The organism is Streptomyces sediminimaris (assembly GCF_047049295.1).
GTDB classification, from domain to species: Bacteria; Actinomycetota; Actinomycetes; order Streptomycetales; family Streptomycetaceae; genus Streptomyces; species Streptomyces sediminimaris.
In genome coordinates, this window is the sequence record NZ_JBJWOT010000001.1 from 701,255 (window position 1) to 719,799 (window position 18,545).

Annotated in this window: 18 protein-coding genes; 12 read left to right on the forward strand and 6 right to left on the reverse strand. The window is 74.6% G+C overall.

Features of this window, described 5'->3' with window-relative positions; all coding sequences use genetic code 11:
* The first annotated feature begins 25 nt into the window (after positions 1-25).
* The 11 genes from ACJ9NR_RS03245 (at position 26) to hypE (ending at position 10,552) form a co-directional block, all read left to right on the forward strand.
* Complete coding sequence (locus ACJ9NR_RS03245; RefSeq protein WP_412489884.1) at positions 26-529, forward strand: hydrogenase maturation protease; 504 nt, start codon at positions 26-28, stop codon at positions 527-529.
* A complete protein-coding gene (gene hypF / locus ACJ9NR_RS03250; RefSeq protein ID WP_412489883.1) occupies positions 526-2,814 on the forward strand; it encodes a carbamoyltransferase HypF in 2,289 nt (762 codons plus the stop codon). Before ACJ9NR_RS03245 ends, hypF begins: the two co-directional genes overlap by 4 nt.
* 6 nt (positions 2,815-2,820) lie before the next feature.
* Positions 2,821-3,078 carry a HypC/HybG/HupF family hydrogenase formation chaperone gene (locus ACJ9NR_RS03255; protein WP_412489882.1) on the forward strand — a complete coding sequence of 86 codons (258 nt, stop codon included), beginning with the start codon at positions 2,821-2,823 and terminating at the stop codon, positions 3,076-3,078.
* Positions 3,079-3,283: 205 nt separating this feature from the next.
* Entirely contained in the window at positions 3,284-4,414 is a 1,131-nt protein-coding gene (locus ACJ9NR_RS03260) for a 4Fe-4S dicluster domain-containing protein (protein ID WP_412489881.1), read from the forward strand.
* Entirely contained in the window at positions 4,414-4,878 is a 465-nt protein-coding gene (locus ACJ9NR_RS03265) for a Crp/Fnr family transcriptional regulator (RefSeq protein WP_412489880.1), read from the forward strand. Before ACJ9NR_RS03260 ends, ACJ9NR_RS03265 begins: the two co-directional genes overlap by 1 nt.
* Positions 4,875-5,681, forward strand: a complete 807-nt coding sequence (locus tag ACJ9NR_RS03270; RefSeq protein WP_412489879.1) for an FAD/NAD(P)-binding protein — start codon at positions 4,875-4,877, stop codon at positions 5,679-5,681. The genes ACJ9NR_RS03265 and ACJ9NR_RS03270 overlap by 4 nt, the downstream gene beginning before the upstream one ends.
* Before the next feature lies 1 nt (position 5,682).
* Entirely contained in the window at positions 5,683-6,450 is a 768-nt protein-coding gene (locus ACJ9NR_RS03275) for an NADH-quinone oxidoreductase subunit B family protein (protein WP_412489878.1), read from the forward strand.
* Positions 6,447-7,808 (forward strand): Ni/Fe hydrogenase subunit alpha, encoded by a 1,362-nt coding sequence (locus tag ACJ9NR_RS03280; RefSeq protein ID WP_412489877.1) that lies wholly within the window; start codon positions 6,447-6,449, stop codon positions 7,806-7,808. Before ACJ9NR_RS03275 ends, ACJ9NR_RS03280 begins: the two co-directional genes overlap by 4 nt.
* The gene (locus ACJ9NR_RS03285; RefSeq protein WP_412489876.1) at positions 7,801-8,421 is read left to right on the forward strand and encodes a CBS domain-containing protein; all 621 of its coding nucleotides are present in this window, start codon (positions 7,801-7,803) and stop codon (positions 8,419-8,421) included. Before ACJ9NR_RS03280 ends, ACJ9NR_RS03285 begins: the two co-directional genes overlap by 8 nt.
* A complete protein-coding gene (gene hypD / locus ACJ9NR_RS03290; protein WP_412489875.1) occupies positions 8,418-9,521 on the forward strand; it encodes a hydrogenase formation protein HypD in 1,104 nt (367 codons plus the stop codon). The genes ACJ9NR_RS03285 and hypD overlap by 4 nt, the downstream gene beginning before the upstream one ends.
* The gene (gene hypE, locus ACJ9NR_RS03295; protein WP_412489874.1) at positions 9,518-10,552 is read left to right on the forward strand and encodes a hydrogenase expression/formation protein HypE; all 1,035 of its coding nucleotides are present in this window, start codon (positions 9,518-9,520) and stop codon (positions 10,550-10,552) included. The genes hypD and hypE overlap by 4 nt, the downstream gene beginning before the upstream one ends.
* A 315-nt stretch (positions 10,553-10,867) precedes the next feature.
* Here hypE and ACJ9NR_RS03300 read toward each other — a convergent pair whose 3' ends face one another.
* Together ACJ9NR_RS03300 and ACJ9NR_RS03305 are read right to left on the reverse strand one after the other, a co-directional pair.
* Entirely contained in the window at positions 10,868-11,461 is a 594-nt protein-coding gene (locus ACJ9NR_RS03300) for an Rv1733c family protein (protein WP_412489873.1), read from the reverse strand.
* Between the two features lie 2 nt (positions 11,462-11,463).
* Positions 11,464-12,459: an Acg family FMN-binding oxidoreductase gene (locus tag ACJ9NR_RS03305; RefSeq protein ID WP_412489872.1), complete on the reverse strand. Its 996-nt coding sequence runs from the start codon at positions 12,457-12,459 to the stop codon at positions 11,464-11,466.
* 232 nt (positions 12,460-12,691) lie between these two features.
* Here ACJ9NR_RS03305 and ACJ9NR_RS03310 point away from each other — a divergent pair, with 232 nt between their 5' ends.
* Complete coding sequence (locus ACJ9NR_RS03310; RefSeq protein ID WP_412489871.1) at positions 12,692-13,693, forward strand: GerMN domain-containing protein; 1,002 nt, start codon at positions 12,692-12,694, stop codon at positions 13,691-13,693.
* A 191-nt stretch (positions 13,694-13,884) separates the two neighbouring features.
* Here ACJ9NR_RS03310 and ACJ9NR_RS03315 read toward each other — a convergent pair whose 3' ends face one another.
* The 4 genes from ACJ9NR_RS03315 to ACJ9NR_RS03330 are packed head-to-tail and all read right to left on the reverse strand — an operon-like array spanning position 13,885 to position 18,083.
* Positions 13,885-14,088, reverse strand: a complete 204-nt coding sequence (locus tag ACJ9NR_RS03315; protein ID WP_412489870.1) for a hypothetical protein — start codon at positions 14,086-14,088, stop codon at positions 13,885-13,887.
* A 34-nt stretch (positions 14,089-14,122) separates the two neighbouring features.
* The gene (locus ACJ9NR_RS03320) at positions 14,123-14,632 is read right to left on the reverse strand and encodes a flavodoxin domain-containing protein (RefSeq protein ID WP_412489869.1); all 510 of its coding nucleotides are present in this window, start codon (positions 14,630-14,632) and stop codon (positions 14,123-14,125) included.
* A gap of 16 nt (positions 14,633-14,648) precedes the next feature.
* Positions 14,649-15,380 carry a CBS domain-containing protein gene (locus ACJ9NR_RS03325; RefSeq protein WP_412489868.1) on the reverse strand — a complete coding sequence of 244 codons (732 nt, stop codon included), beginning with the start codon at positions 15,378-15,380 and terminating at the stop codon, positions 14,649-14,651.
* A 12-nt stretch (positions 15,381-15,392) separates the two neighbouring features.
* Positions 15,393-18,083 carry a bifunctional acetate--CoA ligase family protein/GNAT family N-acetyltransferase gene (locus ACJ9NR_RS03330; protein ID WP_412489867.1) on the reverse strand — a complete coding sequence of 897 codons (2,691 nt, stop codon included), beginning with the start codon at positions 18,081-18,083 and terminating at the stop codon, positions 15,393-15,395.
* Positions 18,084-18,545: the final 462 nt, after the last annotated feature.

The window sequence follows — 18,545 nt, forward strand, 5'->3', positions numbered from 1 at the left end:
GGCGCGCCGGCGCACCGTGAGGGCCATGGGGACACCTGTACGGATCACCGTCATCGGCGTCGGCAACGAGTTCCGGCGTGACGACGGCGTGGGCTGGGCGGTGCTCGCCCGGCTGCGCGAGCGCGCCGCGCGGCGGCCGCTGCCGCCCGGCACCGTGCCCGCCACCTGCGACGGCGATCCGGGGCGGCTGATCGGGCTGTGGGAGGACGCGGACCTCGCGGTGGTCGTGGACGCGGCGCACGCGCACCCGGGCACGCCCGGCCGGGTGCACCGCCTGGAGCTCGACGGCGAGGACCTGGCGGGCCCACCGACGACCAGCTCGCACGGCCTCGGCCTCGGCGAGGCCGTGGAACTCGCCCGCGCGCTCGGCAAGCTGCCCGGACGCCTCGTCGTCTACGCCGTGGAGGGCGCCGACGGCGCACTGGGCACCGGCCTCTCCCCCGCCGTCGAGGCGGCCCTGGAACCGCTCGTGCGGGCCGTCGAGGGGGAGATCGCCCGGTACGGGCGGAGCGCGGGGAGGCCGGCATGACCGTGCGGCGCTTCCGGGTGGAGGGGATCGTCCAGGGGGTCGGCTTCCGGCCGTTCGTGTACCGCACGGCGTCCGCCCTGGGTCTGGAGGGCTGGGTGGCCAACGTCAACGGGCACGTGGAGGGCGAGGTCGCCGGGCCACCGCAGGCGATCGACGAGTTCGCCGTCCGCCTGCGCGCCGACGCGCCGCTCCTCGCCCGGGTACGCCGGGTCCGGCTGACCGGCGCCGAGGCACGGCCCGCGTACGGCCGGGGCTTCCGGGTACGGCACAGCGCGCCCGAGAAGGCGGGCGCGGCGCCGCGCGAGATCCCGCCCGACGCCGCGATCTGCGGCGCCTGCCTGGCCGAGCTGCGTGATCCCCGCGACCGCCGCCACCGCTACCCGTTCATCAACTGCACGGACTGCGGGCCACGCGCCACGATCATCGAGGACCTGCCCTACGACCGGATCCGCACCACCATGCGCCGCTTCCCGCTCTGCCCGCGGTGCGCGGCCGAGTACGCCGATCCCGCGGACCGGCGCTTCCACGCCGAACCCGTCGCCTGTCCCGACTGCGGACCGCGGCTCGCCTGGGAGGACCTGCGCGGGGAGGAGGCCCTGCAGGCGGCCGTCAAGGCTGTCGCGGCGGGCGGGATCGTCGCGCTGAAGGGGATGGGCGGCTACCAGCTCGTCTGCGACGCGGGCGATCCGGCCGCCGTCTCACGGCTGCGGCGGCGCAAGCACCGGCCGGCCAAGCCGTTCGCCGTCATGGTCCGCGACCTGCCCGCGGCCGCCCGGCTGGCCCGGATCGGCGCCGGCGAGGAGCGCGCCCTGACCTCCCTGGAACGCCCGGTGGTGCTGCTCGCGCGCCGCCGCGCGCACGGCGCCGATCCCCTCGCCCGGGAGGTGCACCCCGGCCTGGCCACCGTGGGCCTGTTCCTGCCGACCACCGGACTGCACCACCTCCTCCTCGACGAACTGGCCCGCCCCCTCGTGGTCACCAGCGGCAACCTCACGAACGAACCCATCGCGATCGACGACGCCGAGGCCCGCCGTGCGCTGGCGGGAGTGGCCGACGGCTTCCTCACCCACGACCGGCCCGTCCGGTCCCGCTACGACGACTCCGTGGTGCAGTTCGCCGGGCGGACGCGGATCACCGTCCGGCGCGCCCGCGGACTCGCGCCCGCCCCGCTGCCGCTCGCCGTGTCCGCTCCGGTCGCCGGGGCCGGGGCCCAGCTCAAGCACACGTTCACGCTGGCCGCCGAGGGCCGCGCCCACCTCGGACCGCACCTCGGGGACCTGGCCGACGCACCGGCCCATGACGCGTTCCTGGCCTCGTACGCACACCTCAAGCACCTCACCGGCATCGAGCCGGTGGCCCTCGCCCACGACCTGCACCCCGGCTACCTGTCCACCCAGTGGGCCCGGGCGCAGGAGTTGCGCCGGATTCCGGTGCAGCACCACCACGCCCACGTGGCCGCCTGCGCCGCCGAGCACGGGGTGCACGGGCCGTTCACGGGCGTGGCCTACGACGGTCTCGGGCTGGGTGACGACGGCACCCTGTGGGGCGGTGAGATCCTCGTCGCGGATCTGAGCGGCTACCGCCGCGTGGGCAGGTTCGCGACCGCGCCCCTGCCCGGCGGCGACGCGGCGGTGCGCCACCCCTCCCGTACGGCTCTGGGCCATCTGTTCGGTGCCGAGACGCTGGGCTCGCCGCACCCGTATCCGTGGCTCACCCGGCACTTCACCGACCGGCTCGATCCGGCCGAGGTCGCCGCCGTGCGCGCCATGGTCGCGCGTGACGTCAACTGCCCGCGCGCGTCGAGCGCCGGCCGGCTCTTCGACGCGGTCGCCGCGCTGCTGGGCGTGTGCGACCGGGCCGGTTACGAGGGCGAGGCGGCCGTGCTGCTGGAAGCCGTGGCCGGGGCGGAGCACGCCGCGGCGCTCGACCGGCGGGTGGTGCGGGTACGGGGGCTGTGGGTGTACGACTCCACCCCGACCCTGGCGGACATCCTGCGCCGCCGGCTGGACGGCGAACCGGTGTCCCGCCTGGCGGCGGCCTTCCACCTGACGCTCGGGATGGTGACCGCGGAGCTCGTGGCCCGGGCGGTGGACGACGGCGCGCCGCGGACGGTCTGTCTCGGCGGAGGCTGCTTCGTCAACCGGCGGCTGCTGACGGAGGTGAAGCGGCGGCTGCACGCGCAGGGGCTGCGGGTGCTGGTCGGCGGCCAGGTCCCGGTCGGGGACGGCGGCATCAGTTACGGCCAGGCCGCGGTCGCCGCCGCGCGGCTGGCCCGGAAGGAGTGAACGCGGATGTGCCTGGGCATCCCGGGGCGGGTCATGGAGGTCCACGACGACGTGGGGCTGCGGATGGGGACGGTGGATTTCGGCGGGGTCCGGCGCGAGGTGTGCCTCGACTGCACGCCTGACGCGGACGTGGGCTCCTACGTGATCGTGCACGTGGGGTTCGCGATCACCGAGGTGGACGAGGCGGAGGCCCGGCGGACTCTCGACGTGCTGCGGGCGATGGCGGGCGCGGTGGAGGGCGAACTGGGTGAGCCGCTGCCGTAGGCCCGCCGGCCGTCGGCAGCGGCGTCGGGCGGCGGCGGCCGGGCAGGTGCGCGGGCGGCGGGGAGCTGATCGCGCCGCGCGGCCGCCCGTGTCCCGGACGGGACCTCGGGGTCCGGTCGGCTCGGCCGCCGGGCCTGTTGGCCCCTGCCCCGGAGGGTCCGCGCGGCCGGACGCTGGGAGTGGACGAGCGACGAGGAGGAGCGTCATGAACGAAGCCCCGGCCGTGCTCGATCGGGACGGGCTCAGTGACCTGGTCAGGGTACTCGTGACGGACGGGCGGACCGTTGTGGGTCCGACCGTGCGGGACGGGGCGGTCGTGCTGTCCGAGCTGACCTCGGCGGACGCGCTGCCGTACGGCTGGGGTGTCGAGCTGGAGGCCGGGCGCTACCGGCTGGTGCCCCGCGAGGACGGGGCGGCCTTCGCGCACAGCGCGGGACCGCAGTCCTGGAAGAACTTCCTGCACCCTTCGCGGGAGCTGCTGTGGAGCGCCCACCGGACGCCGGAGGGCGAGGTGTCGTTCACCGCGCACGAGCCGGGGGCGCCGTCGTACGCCTTCCTCGGGGTCCGGCCCTGTGATCTGCGGGCCATCGCCATCCAGGACCGGGTGCTGAGCGGCGGCCGGTACGAGGACGGCGGCTACGGCAGGCGGCGCCGGCGTGCGCTGCTGATCGCCGCCGAGTGCACCGAGCCCGGTGCCACCTGCTTCTGCGTCTCCACGGGCGGCGGGCCGGCCGCCGATCCCGGCTACGACCTGGCGCTGACCGAGGTGGTGGACGAGGACGGGCACCGGTTCCTGGTGCGGGTGGGCAGCGAGGAGGGCGCCCGGCTGCTGAAGCAACTGCCGCACCGTCCCGCCGACACGGTCACCGAGGCCGCCGCCCGCGGCGCGGTCGACGCGGCCCGTGAGCGGATGGGCCGCTCGCTGCCCCCGGTCGACCTGCGCGCCCTGATGGGGTCGAGTCTGGACGCCGAGCGCTGGAACGACGTGGCCGAGCGCTGTCTGACCTGCGGCAACTGCACCATGGTCTGCCCCACCTGCTTCTGCACCACCACGGAGGAGGTCACCGACCTGACCGGTGACCACACCGAGCGCTGGCAGCGCTGGGACTCCTGCTTCGACCTGGACTTCTCGTATCTGCACGGAGGCTCGGTGCGCCGCTCGGCCCGCAGCCGCTACCGGCAGTGGCTGACCCACAAACTCTCCACCTGGCACGACCAGTTCGGCACCTCCGGTTGCGTCGGCTGCGGGCGCTGCATCGCCTGGTGCCCGGCCGGCATCGACATCACGGAGGAAGTGGCGGCCCTGGAGAACGAACACGGAACGGAGTCGGACTGATGGCCCCCTCGATAGCCCTGCGCATGAACCACGCGCTGCCCGCCGAACACCGTGAACGGCTGCTGCGGGTCGGCCGCCAGGTCGACCTGGCCCAGGGCACCCGGCTGTTCGAGGAGGGCGGGCACGCGAACCGGTTCTGGATCCTGCGCGACGGCACGGCCGCCCTCGACATGCATGTGCCCGGCCGCCGCCCGCCGGTCATCGAGACGCTCGGCGTCGGCGACCTGCTCGGCTGGTCGTGGCTGTACGAGCCGTATGTGTGGCAGCTCGGCGCGGTGGCCGTGACCCCGTTGCGGGCCTACCAGTTCGACGCCGTCGCCGTACGGCTGATGTGTCTCGACGACGCCGAGTTCGGGCGGGCCGTGGAGCACTGGGTCGGGCGGGTGCTGGCCCACCGGCTGAACGCGGCCCGCGCCCGGCTGGTGGACCTCTACGGCGTCTACGAGACGGAGGGCCGGCGATGACCGCGCTGCCGGTACCCCACCGTGTGGTCGCCCGCCGGGCGGAGACCGCGGACACGGTCACGCTCCGGTTCGAACCGGTCGGCCCGGCGCTGCCCGACTTCGCGCCCGGTCAGTTCGCCATGGTGCACGCCTTCGGGCGGGGCGAGATCCCCGTGTCCGTCAGCTCCGTCCAGGCCACCGGCGGTCTCGCGCACACCGTCCGCTCCGTGGGCGCGGTCTCCTCCGGGGTGTGCGCGGCCGGGGTCGGCGACGTCGTCGGCATCCGCGGCCCCTACGGCACCGGCTGGGCGGCCGAGCGGGCGCACGGCCGGGACGTCGTGATCGTGGCGGGCGGCATCGGTTTCGCCCCGCTGCGGCCGCTGATCCTCGCCGTGCTGGCCGAGCCGGCCGCGTACGGGCGCGTGAACGTGCTGATCGGCGCGCGCACCCCGGGCGACCTGATCGCCCGCGCGGAGGTGGCGAGCTGGGCCACGGCGTACACCGGCGTGACGGTGGACCAGCCCGAGGTGGACTGGCGCGGGGACGTCGGCGTGGTCACCCAGCTGCTCGGGCGGGCGCGGTTCGAGCCCCCCGGGACGACGGCGTTCGTGTGCGGCCCCGAGCCCATGATCCGGGCCACCGCCCGCGACCTCGTCCAGCGCGGGGTGCCCGGCGACCGCGTCCAGGTCTCGCTGGAACGCAACATGCGCTGCGCGACCGGGCACTGCGGACACTGCCAGCTCGGCCCGCTGCTGCTGTGCCAGGTGGGCCCGGTCGTGGACTGGGCGCGCGCCGAACCCCTGCTTTCGGTGAGGGAGTTGTGAGATGGCCGACACCAGGACCAGGCCCAGGCTCGCCGTGTTCAAGCTGGCCTCCTGCGACGGCTGCCAGCTGACGCTGCTCGACTGCGAGGACGAACTCCTCGCGCTCGCGGGCGAGGTGGACATCTCGCACTTCCTCGAGGCCTCCAGCGCGGTGGAGCCCGGCCCGTACGACCTCTCCCTGGTCGAGGGCTCGATCACCACGGCCGCGGACGCCGAGCGGATCCGGGCGATCCGCGCCGCCTCGCGCCACCTGGTGACCATCGGGGCGTGCGCCACGGCCGGCGGCATCCAGGCGCTGAGGAACTTCGCGGACGTGGCGGAGTTCCGGCGCACCGTGTACGCGCACCCCGAGTACATCTCCACGCTCGCCACCTCCACGCCCGTGTCGGCCCATGTGGACGTCGACTTCGAGCTGCGCGGCTGCCCGGTCGACCGCCGCCAGCTCATCGAGGTGATCACCGCCTTCCTCGCCGGCCGGAAGCCGGACGTGCCGAACCACAGCGTGTGCTTCGAGTGCAAGCGGCGCGGCACGGTCTGCGTCACGGTCGCCCACGGCACCCCCTGCCTCGGGCCGATCACCCACGCCGGGTGCGGGGCCCTGTGCCCCGCCTACCACCGCGGCTGCTTCGGCTGCTTCGGCCCGTCCGGGTCGGTGAACCTGCCCGCGCTGATCCCGCTGCTGCGCCGCGACGGCCTCGGCGAGGACGACGTGGAGCGGTTCCTGCACACCTTCAACGCCACCGCCTTCGACAAGGAGTTGGGCAAGTGACGCATCGCGGATCCCGAGTGCTGCACGTCGGCTCGCTGTCCCGGGTCGAGGGCGAGGGCGCGCTGCGCCTGCGCGTGCACGACGGCACGGTCACCGAGGCGCGGCTGGAGATCTACGAGCCGCCGCGCTTCTTCGAGGCGTTCCTGCGCGGCCGTTCCTACACCGAGCCCCCGGACATCACGGCGCGGGTGTGCGGGATCTGCCCGGTGGCGTACCAGATGAGCGCGTGCGCGGCGCTGGAGGACGCGTGCGGGGTGACGGTCGACCCGGCGATCCGGGACCTGCGCCGGCTGCTGTACTGCGGCGAGTGGATCGAGAGCCAGGTCCTGCACATCTACCTGCTGCACGCGCCGGACTTCCTGGGCCGGGCGAGCGCCATCGAGCTGGCCCGCACCCATCGCGCGGAGGTGGAGCGGGGGCTCAGGCTGAAGAAGGCCGGCAACGCCCTGATGGAGCTGCTCGGCGGACGGGCCGTGCACCCCGTGAACGTCCGGCTGGGCGGCTTCCACCGGGTGCCGACCCGTGAGGAACTGCGCCCGCTGCGGGAGCAGTTGACGCAGTCGCTGGACGACGCGTGGGAGACCGTGCGCTGGGTGGCCGGCTTCGAGTTCCCGGACGCCCGCGTCGAGGCCGACCTGCTGGCGCTGGCCGAACCGGACACGTACGCCATCGAGGGCGGCACCCCGACCGTGCTGCGCCCGGACGGCTCCACCCTCTCCTTCCCGGTGCGGGAGTTCACCGGGCACGTCGCCGAGACGCACGTGGAGCACTCCACCGCGCTGCACTCGCGGCTGGACGGACGGACGCATCTCACCGGCTCGCTCGCCCGGTTCGCGATCAGCGGCGCGCGGTTGTCGCCGGTGGCGCTGCAGGCCGCCGTGGAGGCGGGGCTGGGCGATCCACGCGAGGGCGCCGTGTGCCGCAATCCGTTCCGGTCGATCCTGGTGCGGGCCGTGGAGACGGTGTACGCCGTCGCGGAGGCGCTGCGGATCATCGACGGCTACGAGCCGCCCGCGCGCCCCTACGCCGAGGTGCCCCCGGTCGCGGGCACCGGTCACGGCGCCACCGAGGCGCCCCGCGGGCTGCTGTACCACCGCTACGAACTCGACGCCGACGGCATCGTGACCAGTGCCCTGCTGGTGCCGCCGACGGCGCAGAACCAGGGCGCGATCGAGGACGACCTGCGCCGCCTGACGCAGCACGCGATCGGCGAACGCGACCCGGACGAGGCCGAGTTGACGGCCCTGTGCGAGCGGGCGATCCGCAACCACGACCCGTGCATCTCGTGCTCCACCCACTTCCTCGACCTGACGGTCGTCCGTACCTCGGGAGACACCCCGGGAGGCTGCGATGTCTGAATCCCCGTACACCGTGAGCGACGTGATGACGCACACCGTCGTCGCCGTCGGCAGCGAGGCGTCCTTCAAGGAGATCGTCGAGCTGCTCGACCAGTGGAAGGTCAGCGCCCTGCCGGTCCTGGCGGGCGAGGGCCGGGTCGTCGGGGTGGTCTCCGAGGCCGACCTGATGGCCAAGGAGGAGTTCAGGGACACCGAGGAGGGGGACCCGGCCGACCGGAGGAAGGCGGGCGCGGTGACCGCGGGCCAGCTGATGAGCGCCCCCGCCGTGACCGTGCACGCCGACGCGTCGCTGGCCGAGGCCGCCCGCATCATGGCCCGCCGGCACGTCAAGCGGCTGCCCGTCGTGGACGGCGTCGGCCTGCTCCAGGGCGTGGTCAGCCGCAGCGACCTGCTCAAGGTCTTCCTGCGGGACGACGAGGAGATCGCCGCGGAGATCCGGCGCAGCGTGCTGAGCCAGCTCCCGGTCGTCACCCCGGTCAACGTCAGCGTGTCCGAGGGCGTGGTCACGCTGGGCGGTGTCATGCCCGACCGGACGCTCGTGCCCGTGGTGGCGCGCGCGGTGCGGGCGGTGGAGGGGGTCGTGGACGTCCGCCTCGATCTCACGCACCGATGAAGTACCTCGACGAGTACCGCGATCCCGTCCTCGCCCGGCGGCTCCTGGACGAGCTGCGGCGGACCGCCACGCGTCCCTGGCGGATCATGGAGGTGTGCGGCGGGCAGACCCACACCCTGGTCCGCCAGGGCATCGACGAGCTGCTGCCCGCCGGGATGCGGATGATCCACGGTCCCGGCTGCCCGGTCTGCGTCACCCCGCTGGAGACCCTGGACCGGGCCATGGCGATCGCCGCCCGGCCCGGTGTGATCCTCACCAGCTTCGGCGACATGCTGCGGGTGCCCGGCACGGACACCGACCTGCTGTCGCTGCGGGCGCGCGGCGCCGACGTGCGCGTGGTGTACGCCCCGATGGACGCCGTGCGCCTGGCCGCCGAGAACCCCGACCGTGAGGTGGTCTTCCTCGCCGTCGGCTTCGAGACAACCGCGCCGGCCAACGCCACGGCCGTGCTGCACGCGGCCCGGCTCGGCCTGACGAACTTCTCCATGCTGGTCAGCCACGTCCTCGTGCCGCCCGCCATGACGGCCCTGCTCGACGACCCCGACTGCGAGGTGCAGGCCTTCCTGGCGGCCGGGCACGTGTGCGCGGTGATGGGCTGGACCGAGTACGAGCCGATCGCCGCCCGCTACCGGGTCCCCATCGTGGTCACCGGCTTCGAGCCGCTGGACCTGCTGGAGGGCATCCTGATGGCCGTACGGCAGCTGGAGGCCGGGCGGGCGGAGGTGGAGAACCAGTACGCGCGGGCCGTGCGCCGGTCCGGCAACACCGACGCCCAGGACTCCGTCCGCCGGGTCTTCCGGGTCGCCGACCGGGCCTGGCGCGGCATCGGGCAGCTGCCGGACAGCGGGCTGGAACTGACCCCGCGGTTCCGGGAGTTCGACGCGGCCCACCGCTTCGACGTGGGCGGTCTGCGGCCCGTCGAGGACGCGGCGTGCATCGCGGGCGCCATCCTCACCGGGGCCAAACTGCCCACGGACTGCGCCGCGTACGGTACCCGCTGCACACCCCGCCACCCGCTGGGCGCGCCGATGGTGTCGTCCGAGGGCACCTGCGCCGCCTTCCACGCGGCCGGACGCACTCCCACGAGGAGCACGCCATGAGCATCCAATGCCCCAACCCGAACCACGAGGACGAGGTGGTCCTGCTGGGCCACGGTGCCGGCGGGCGCCTCACCGCGGAGCTGCTCGACAGCCTGGTGCTGCCCGCCGTCGGCGGCGGCACGGGACCGCTGGAGGACGCCGCGCTGCTGCCCGCCCATCCGGGTCTGGTGATGAGCACCGACAGCTTCGTCGTCAGCCCGCTGTTCTTCCCGGGCGGGGACATCGGGTCCCTCGCCGTGCACGGCACGGTCAACGACCTCGCCATGCGCGGCGCGTGGCCGCTGGCGCTGTCCGTGTCCCTGATCGTCGAGGAGGGGCTGCCGCTGGCCGAACTGCGCTCCGTCATGGCCTCGTTGGGCAAGGCCGCCCAGGACGTGGGCGTGCCCGTGATCACCGGGGACACCAAGGTCGTCGGGCGTGGTGCCGCCGACCGGCTCTTCATCAACACCACCGGCATCGGGCAGCGGCACGAACTCCTGTGTCCGTCGGCCGCGTTGGCCCGGCCGGGGGACGCCGTACTGCTGTCCGGGCCGATCGGTCTGCACGGCACGACCGTGCTGAGCACCCGGGAGGGGCTCGGTTTCGAGAGCGACATCGCCTCGGACACCCGGCCGCTGCACCGGCTGGTGCGCGCCCTGGTCCCGCTGGGCGAGAGGATGCACGTCCTGCGCGACCCGACCCGGGGCGGACTGGCCGCCGCGCTCAACGAGATCGCCCGGGACTCGTCCGTCGCCGTGGAGATCGAGGAAGGCGCCGTGCCCGTGCCGCAGGCGGTGGCCTCCGCCTGCGACCTGCTCGGGCTGGATCCCATGGTCGTCGCCAACGAGGGCTGCCTGGTCGCCTTCGTGGACCCCGGCGTGGCCGACGCGGCACTGGCCGCCCTGCGTTCGCTCCCCGAGGGGGCACAGGCGGCACGCATCGGCGAGGTGCTGCCGCAGGGGCCGCGGGGCCGGGTCATGCTCCGGACGCTGGTCGGCGCGCGGCGGATCGTGGAGATGCCGCTGGGCGAGCAACTGCCGCGCATCTGCTGAGGTCTGCCGGACATCCGGCGGCATCGGAACATCCGAAGGCAGCGGACGCGGGGCCGCCGGTACCGCAGGTGGGGCGGGGACCGCAGGTGGGGCGGGGACCGGGACGCGGCCGGCGCGGGGGCGGCCGGCGCGTCAAGCGCGGGAGCACGGCAAGCACGCATGCCCAGCACAGGGGCACGCCCCGCGCGGTGGCGCTTGGCCGGTTCGGGGGCCGGCCCCGCGGCAGCCGGGGGTACGAGCGTCACGGAAGTGGGGGATACGGGCGCCACGGCAGCGGGGGTACGAGCGCCGCGGCGCCGGCCCTGCGCGTTCGTCTCAGCCGGTCCTGCGGCCCCAGCCCGGGTCGATCACGGCCCACTCCGTGTCCCACTGGTCCTGGCGGCGGCGGTCCAGACGGGCGCGGGCGAAGCAGCCGGCGAGGGCCACCGCCGTGCCCGCGCTCAGGGCGGCCACCGCGCCCATCACGGCCCCCTGGAACTCCGCCTCGTCGGCCGTCGCGGGTTCGGGCACGAGGTTGCCCTTCGCGTCCAGCCACACCCGGGTCGCGCTGCCGGCCCCGGCCCTCGCGGAGTCGACCCGGGTCGCACCCGTCCGGGTCGTGCCGTCCGCCGCCTTCCAGCGGACCTGGGCCCATACGCGGTCGCCGTCCGTGCCCTCGGTGCCGGGGGCCCGCCGCGCGTCCTCGGTGACCACCGCGGGCACCGCATGCCGCTCGGCCCTCAGCCCGTCGAGGTCGCGTTCGACGCCGTGGGCGGTCAGTACGCCGGCCACGATCGCGCCGCCCAGTGCGAGGACCCCGGTCGCGAACAGCAGCCAGGCCTCGACGAGGTAGCTGCGGCGCCTGAGCGGGTTGCGGCGCAGACGCCACCACCGCACCCGGCCCTGCCGTCGGCTCCTGTTCCGTGTCATGGTCACCACCGTGCCGGAGCGTCGTCGCGGAAGAGGACCTGTACGGGCGAGCGCCGGGGCATGCACCACGTCGGCCGCTGCGGCACATGGCCCAGGCGCAGGATCACCTGCGGGTACCGGCCGGCGGTGATGTCCGTCCGCAGCCGGGCGCGCAGCACGGGCAGTTCGAGGGGCTGGGTGTGGAACGCGGCCATGACGTCGTGGGCCGCCGCGTGCAGCAGCACGCGCTGCAGCGCCTGCCCCGAGCGCAGCCAGTCCGGGCGGTGGTCGTGGGGCGTGGTGAGTATGACGACGGTGCCGGCGCCCTTGCCGTGGTTGCGGGACGAGACGTGGTACCGGCGCGCGCGGAACAGGTAGTCGCGTCCGGCCAGCAGGGTCGCGTCCGGGTGGTGGCGGCAGGCCTCGACGGGTATCCCGTACGGGCCGACGCAGCGCGCCAGTTCGGTGGCGTGCCCGAAGTCCGACCGGTGCAGCTCCTCCGCGGTGCGCACCAGGCCGGCGAGCAGCGCCAGCTGGTCGGGGTCGTCGACGACCTGAAGGCCGGCGCCCTCGACCCGGGCCTGTTCGTGCAGCTCCTCGAGGACCGGGTCCGCGACCGGTTCGGCGCCGAAGCGGCCCCGGTGGGTGTACCGGCGCAGCATCCCCTCGGCCAGCAGCCTCTCCTCGGGGGTGCTCGGGGCGTGGGCCGCGTAGCCGACGCGGGCCAGGTGGTGGGAGTCACCGGGTTCCGGCAGGAGGTCGACGACCGGCCGGAACCCGAGCTGCCGTACGGCCATCCGCACGTTGAACAGCGCCGCCCCGCAGGCGATGACGGCCTCCCTGCCGAGCGGGTCGGTCAGCACCATGCGCCGGCCGCCGTCCAGGTGCACCTCGAAGCCGTGGTCGTACCCCTCCTCGACGAAGTACCAGGGCTGGCTGTTGTGCGGCGAGGGCGCGAGCGAGGCTGCGCGAGCCAGGTGAAGGGCCGCGCGGCCTCGCTTGTCGTAGGTGACCGACATGATGCATCCCGCCTTTCCCGAAGCGTCCACCTCCAGCGTCCGCGCCGGCCGCTCCCGGGCACATGGGCCGTCCGTCCCGCCCACCCGGCCTCAGCGGCCCTGCTTGGCCGCGGGCGCGCAGGACGCGGGCGTGCGGCGGCACGCGCGGCCGTTCGGCCCCTCGGTACGGGCCGTACGGCACTTCAGGCGGCGGGCGGGGAGGGGTTCGCTGGAAGTGTCGGAGGAGGTTGCCATGTCCCGCCAGCCATGGTCCGTCGCTCGCTCCCGCCGGCACCGCCACGCCGTGCTGTTCACCACGGCGCTGGCACTCCCGGCCCTCGCCCTCACCGCCTGCGGCACGGACAGCGCCGCTCCCGGCACCCCGGCCGGCACCGGCCGTCCCTCCGGTTCACCGGCCGGCCCAGGCACCTCGGAAGGCACTTCGGGCGGCACCTCGGGCGCCCCCGGAACCTCCGCGTCCGCACCGCGCGCGACCACGCCCTCGGCGCCCCGGACGAGCGGGTCCGGCGGCACCGCGGCGAAGACCGTCCGCACGGCCGTCTACTTCCTGCACGGCGAGTACGTCTCGCCCGCCCCGCGCTCCGTGACCGCACCCGCGACCGCCACCGCGGCCGTACGGGCGCTGCTCGCCGGACCCAGCGGCTACGAGGCCCGGCACGGGCGCACCACCGCCGTCCCGTCCGGCACGCGGCTGCGCTCACTCGTCATCCGCGACCACGTCGCCACCGTCGACCTCTCGGGCCGGTACGACGACGGGGGCGGCAGCCTGTCGATGAGCGCACGGCTGGCCCAGGTCGTGTTCACCGTCACCCGGTTCCCCACCGTGCACAAGGTCGCCTTCGAGATCGACGGCAAGCCCGTGCGCGCCTTCGGGGGCGAGGGCATCGTGCTCAACGGCCCGGTCGGCCGGGCCGACTTCGAGAACGTGTCCCCCGCCGTCCTGGTGGAGTCCCCGCTGATCGGCGATGCCGTCCGCACCCCGGTGCGGGTCTGGGGCAGCGCCAACACCTTCGAGGCCGTGTTCCGGCTGAAGGTCACCGACGCCGGCGGGCGCACCGCCGCCGACGTCCAGGTCAGGGCGACGTCGGGCACGGGCACCCGCGGCACCTTCGACGTGACCTTCCCCTACAAGGCCACCCGCACCGGACCGGGCCTGCTCAAGGCGTACTTCCTGTCACCGAAGGACGGCCGGCCCGTGACCGTCGACACCGTGCCGCTGACCGTGAACCGCTGACACCGGCCGCCGACACGAGAACCCCGGCGCGAGAACCGCGCCGGGGTCGTCCATTGCCCACAGATGCCCACAGACCCTTGGCTACGGGTCTTTGGCCACGAGACCTTGCCCACGGGCCTTCGCCTACGGGGCCCCGCGGGACCGCGGGACCGCCGGGCTCTTGACGCCCGGCGGGTCCACGGCCCGGCGGGCTACGCCCCGGCGGTGGGAGGGTGGTGACCGCGGCTCAGGCGACGGGCCAGCAGGACCAGCGCGACGACGACCGGGACCACCAGCGGAACCAGTGGCAGGCCGATCACCGAGGCGATCAGTCCGAGGCAGAAGACCGCCAGGACCGCGGCGATCAGGTACAGCACCGCCTCGGCCGTGATGGTGGGGACCTGACGGATGTTCATGACGTGCCTCCCTCCGGGAGGGTGTGCCGGGGCGTCAGTCCTTGCCCCGCTCCTCGATCAGCCGGCCGGCGATCCGCGCCGCCCACGCCTCGATGGCGGGGAAGTCGCGGTAGTCGCCGCCCTTTCCGTTGCGCACGAGCATCCGCGCCATGCGTCCCTTGGCGCCCTCCTGCAGGCTGCCGCCGAAGGTGACGTGCTCCCGGACGTCGAGCCGGTTCATGGCACGCCGCACGCCGGGCACGGGCGGGATGTCCTTCTCGGACGCCGAGGCGTCCAGCGGACCGCTGCTGAACAGCCACAGCGGACGGCCGGCGAGCGCGCGGCGGTTGCGGCGCACGAACCGGCGGGCGTCCTTGTGCCAGCGTCCGGCGTACAGCGCGCCGCCGACGACGACCGCGTCGTAGCGCGTCACGTCACCGACGGAGCCGGCCGGGAGCGCCTCGGCGGTCAGCCCCTCCTTGGCCAGGACCTGGGCCACGGCCTCGGCGATCTGCGCGGTGGATCCGTTCGTCGTCCCGTAGGCGACCAGAACATGGGCGGGCATGGCACTCCGCCTCCTCTCACAGCCTGCGCAGCCAGTCGTCGGCCACGCCGTGCAGGGCCTGCTCCTGGGGCTGGATCTTGGCGTCGTCCAGCCGGTAGGTGAGCTTGTCGACGACGGCGACGACCCCGTCGACCTGCCGCGTCATGGACAGGGCGATCTCCTTCTCGCTCTTGCGCTCCAGGTGACCGCTGAGCGTGACCACGCCTTCGGTCACGGAGACGTCGACGCTGCGCGCCGGCAGCCACAACGCGCGTACCAGCACCTCCTCGACCACCTCGGTGCGGATCTCCGCGTCCGGCCGCAGGAAGACCGTCAGCAGGTCGCGGCGGGTGACGATGCCCACGAGCCGGTCCGCTTCGTCGAGGACGGGCAGCCGCTCGATGCGGTGCTGGGCCATGGTCCGTGCCGCCTCGACGATGGTGTCGTCCGCGTGCACCGTGACGGGCGGTGTGGTCATCAGCTGTCCGGCGGTGCGTGCCCCGGCCTTCGCGGCGCGCCTCCTGGCCTTCGAGGTCAGGCCGGCCAGCCGGGACCGCTTCTTCGGCTCGAAGGGATCCGGGGTCTCCGCCTGGCGGGCCATCAGGTCGGTCTCGGAGATGACTCCGATGACCTTGTCGTCCTCGTCGACCACCGGCAGTCCGCTGATGCGGTGCTCGCCGAGCCGGCGTGCCACCTCCTTGAACGGGGTGCCGTACTCGGCGCGGACGACCTCCGTGGTCATCACGGAGCCGACCTTGTTGTGCTTCATGAGTGTCCCTCCTCAGCGGAGTCGCCGCAGATACGGATCGTGGGGCCTGCGCGGCACCAGGCGCACCCGTGCGTCCAGCACGGTGACTGAGCCGGGTGCCGCGAGAACGGGGTTGAAGTCGGCCTCGGCCAGCTGCGGCAGGTCGCTCGCCATCCGCGACAGACGCAGCAGCAGCTGTTCGAGCTCCTCGAGGTCGACGGGCCGCGCGCCGTCCGCTCCGAACAGCAGCGGAGCGCAGCGCGGGGCCGTGATCAGGTCGTGCACGTCGTGGTCGGTGAGGGGGGCGAGCCGCGCGGCGTGATCGGCGAGCACCTCGGTCGCGGTGCCGCCGAGACCGAACAGCACCAGCGGGCCGAAGACCTGGTCCTGGACCACGCCGGCGAACAGTTCGGTGCCGCGGTCGGCGAGCGGCTGCAGGACCACTCCGGTGAGCAGCCCGGCGAAGCGGGTCTGCAGGTCCCGGAAGGCGGCCCGCACCTGGGACTCGCCGCGCAGGTCGAGGTGGACGGCGTGCTCGGCGGTCTTGTGCAGCAGTCCGGGCCAGTGCCCCTTCATCACCACGCGGCCGTCGGCGCCGCGCAGCCGATCGGCGGCGAGGGCGGCGTCGTCCTCGGTCTCGGCCCACGCCCACGGTGACTGCCGGATGCCGTAGCAGCTCAGGAGGTCGGCGCAGGTGCGCGGGTCGAGCCAGCCGCCGTCCGGGTACGCGTCGAGGTAGGTCTCGACGACGGCGTGGGCGCGCTCCGTCTCGACGCCGTCGAGGGCGGGGACGCTCCCTGCGGGCCGGGCCAGCCAGTCGGCACGCTGCACGGCGTGGGCCAGGGCCCGTGCCGCCGCGTGGGGTTCGGCGTACGACGGGACGCTGCCGCCGTCGGCCGGCAGCAGTTCGACCGGCAGCGCCTGTTCGAGCCGGATCAGGGCGACGGGCTTGGTCCGTCGCGCGGGGGCGCGGGTGAGGGCCCGGACCAGGTCGTCGCCCGTGGCGGCGGCGACCGCGGTGGGGACGAGGGCCACCAGGACGGCGTCGACGCCGCCGTGCCGCATGATCAGGTCCACGCAGCTCGCGAGTTCTTCCTCCGTGACGGCCGCGCTCGCGTCGACGGGGTTGCCGACAGCGGCGCCGTCGGGCAGCCCGGCGAGCACCTCGTCGATCAGCTGCGGCGTGAACACCGGCAGGGTCAGTCCGGCCTCGGCGCAGGCGTCCGCCGCGAGCACGCCGGCTCCGCCGGCGTTGGTGACGATCGCGACGCGCCCGCCCGCGGGCAGCGGCTGGGAGTGCAGCAGGGCCGCGGTCTCCAGGAGTTCGCCGACCGAGCGGGTGGCGGTGATGCCGGCCTGTGTGAACAGCGCGCCGCGGGTCATGGTGCGGGTGGCGGCCGCGGCGGTGTGCGAGGCGGCCGCACGCCGGCCCGCGTCGGTGCGGCCGGCGTCGACGGTCAGCACGGGTATGCGGCGCGCCACGCGGCGGGCGGTGTGCGAGAAGGCGCGCGGGTTGCCGAACGACTCGAGGTGCAGCAGGGCCAGGTCGGTGCGGCAGTCGCTCTCCCACCACTGGAGCATGTCGTTGCCGCTGACGTCGTACTTGTCGCCCAGCGACGCGAACGTGGAGACGCCGATGCCGAGCCGGGACAGCCCGTCCAGCAGGGCGATGCCGACACCGCCGGACTGCACCGCGACACCGGCCGTGCCGGGGCGCGGGTGGCTGGCGGCGAAGGTCGCGTCCAGGCGGAGATCGGGGTCGGTGTTGGACACGCCGAGGCAGTTCGGCCCGACCATGCGCATGCCGTAGGTGCGGCAGGCGGCCATGAGCGCCTGCGCCTGGTCGGCGTCGAGTCCGGCGGTGACCACGAGCACGGCGCGTACGCCGGCCTTGCCGCACTCCTCGGCCACCGGGGCCACGCCCGCGGCGGGCACGGCGACGACCGCGAGGTCGGGGATGGTGGGCAGGGCGCTGACGGAGGGATGGGAGGGCACGCCGAGGATGGAGGTGGCGGCGGGGTTCACCGCGAACACGCGCCGGGTGTAACCGGCTGCCTTCAGGTGGTGCAGGATCGCCCGGCCCACCGAGCCCGGTTTGCGTCCGGCGCCGACGACGGCGACGGTCTTCGGCCGCAGCAGCGGCTCGAGGCTGGCCACGTCGGCGGCCCGGCCGCGCTCCTCCACCGCGGAGAGGTAGGTGTCGTCCTGGGTGAGTTCGATGGTGCAGCGCACCTCCGGCCCCTCGAAGCGGCGGGCGGTGCGCAGGCCGAGGTCGGCGAAGAGGCGGAGCACCTCGCGGTTCTCGCTCAGCGCGTCGGCGGTGAAGGCGGTGATGCCCTCCGCGCGCGCGGAGGAGACGAGGTGCTCGACGAGGAGCGTGCCGACACCACGGTGGTGCAGCCCGTCGGCGACCGCGATGGAGATGTCGGCCTCGGTTCCGGTGCCGCCGGTGTCGTACTCGGCGAGACCGATCACCTGGCCCGACCGTTCGGCCAACAGCGCCCGGTATCCGGGGTGCGGGGCGGCGCAGGCGCGGTCGGCGGCCATCTCGGCCGAACGCCGGCTCACGCCGAAGAACCTCAGCCGCAGGTTCTCCGGGGACATCTCCTCGTAGAGCCCCTGCAGTTGGGCGTGATCACCGGATGCCACAGGACGGATGCAGACGGTGGTGCCGTCCGCGAGCAGGGCATGGACCGGGGGGCCACTGGGCTTGTCGTCCGTCATCGCGGATCTCCTCCAGGTGTCTGTTCACTTCGAGCGTCCAGCGGAACGGTGCGGCGTCCCATGGGCTGACCGGCGGTGGCTTGAGGGCCGGACGGCCCTCGGTCCACACGGACGCCGAGCGCGCCCCCGCCCACCGCGGCTACCGGCACGCGGCCCGGCCCTCCACCGCGGACACCGGTGCGGCCCGGCCCTCCACCGCGGACACCGCTGTGGCCCGGCCCTCCACCGCGGACACCGGTACGGCCCGGCCCCTCGCCGCGGACACCACGCACGCCCACGCCCCCCACCGCAGACAGCGGCGCACAGCCCAGCCCCTCCCCGCGGGCCCCGGCACGCAGCGCGGCACTCATCGCAGACACCGGCACGCAGCCCGAACCGCCGCCGCGGACACCGACGCACGACCCAGCCATCACCGCAGGCACCACACACGCCCACACCCCCCACCGCAGGCACCACACGCCC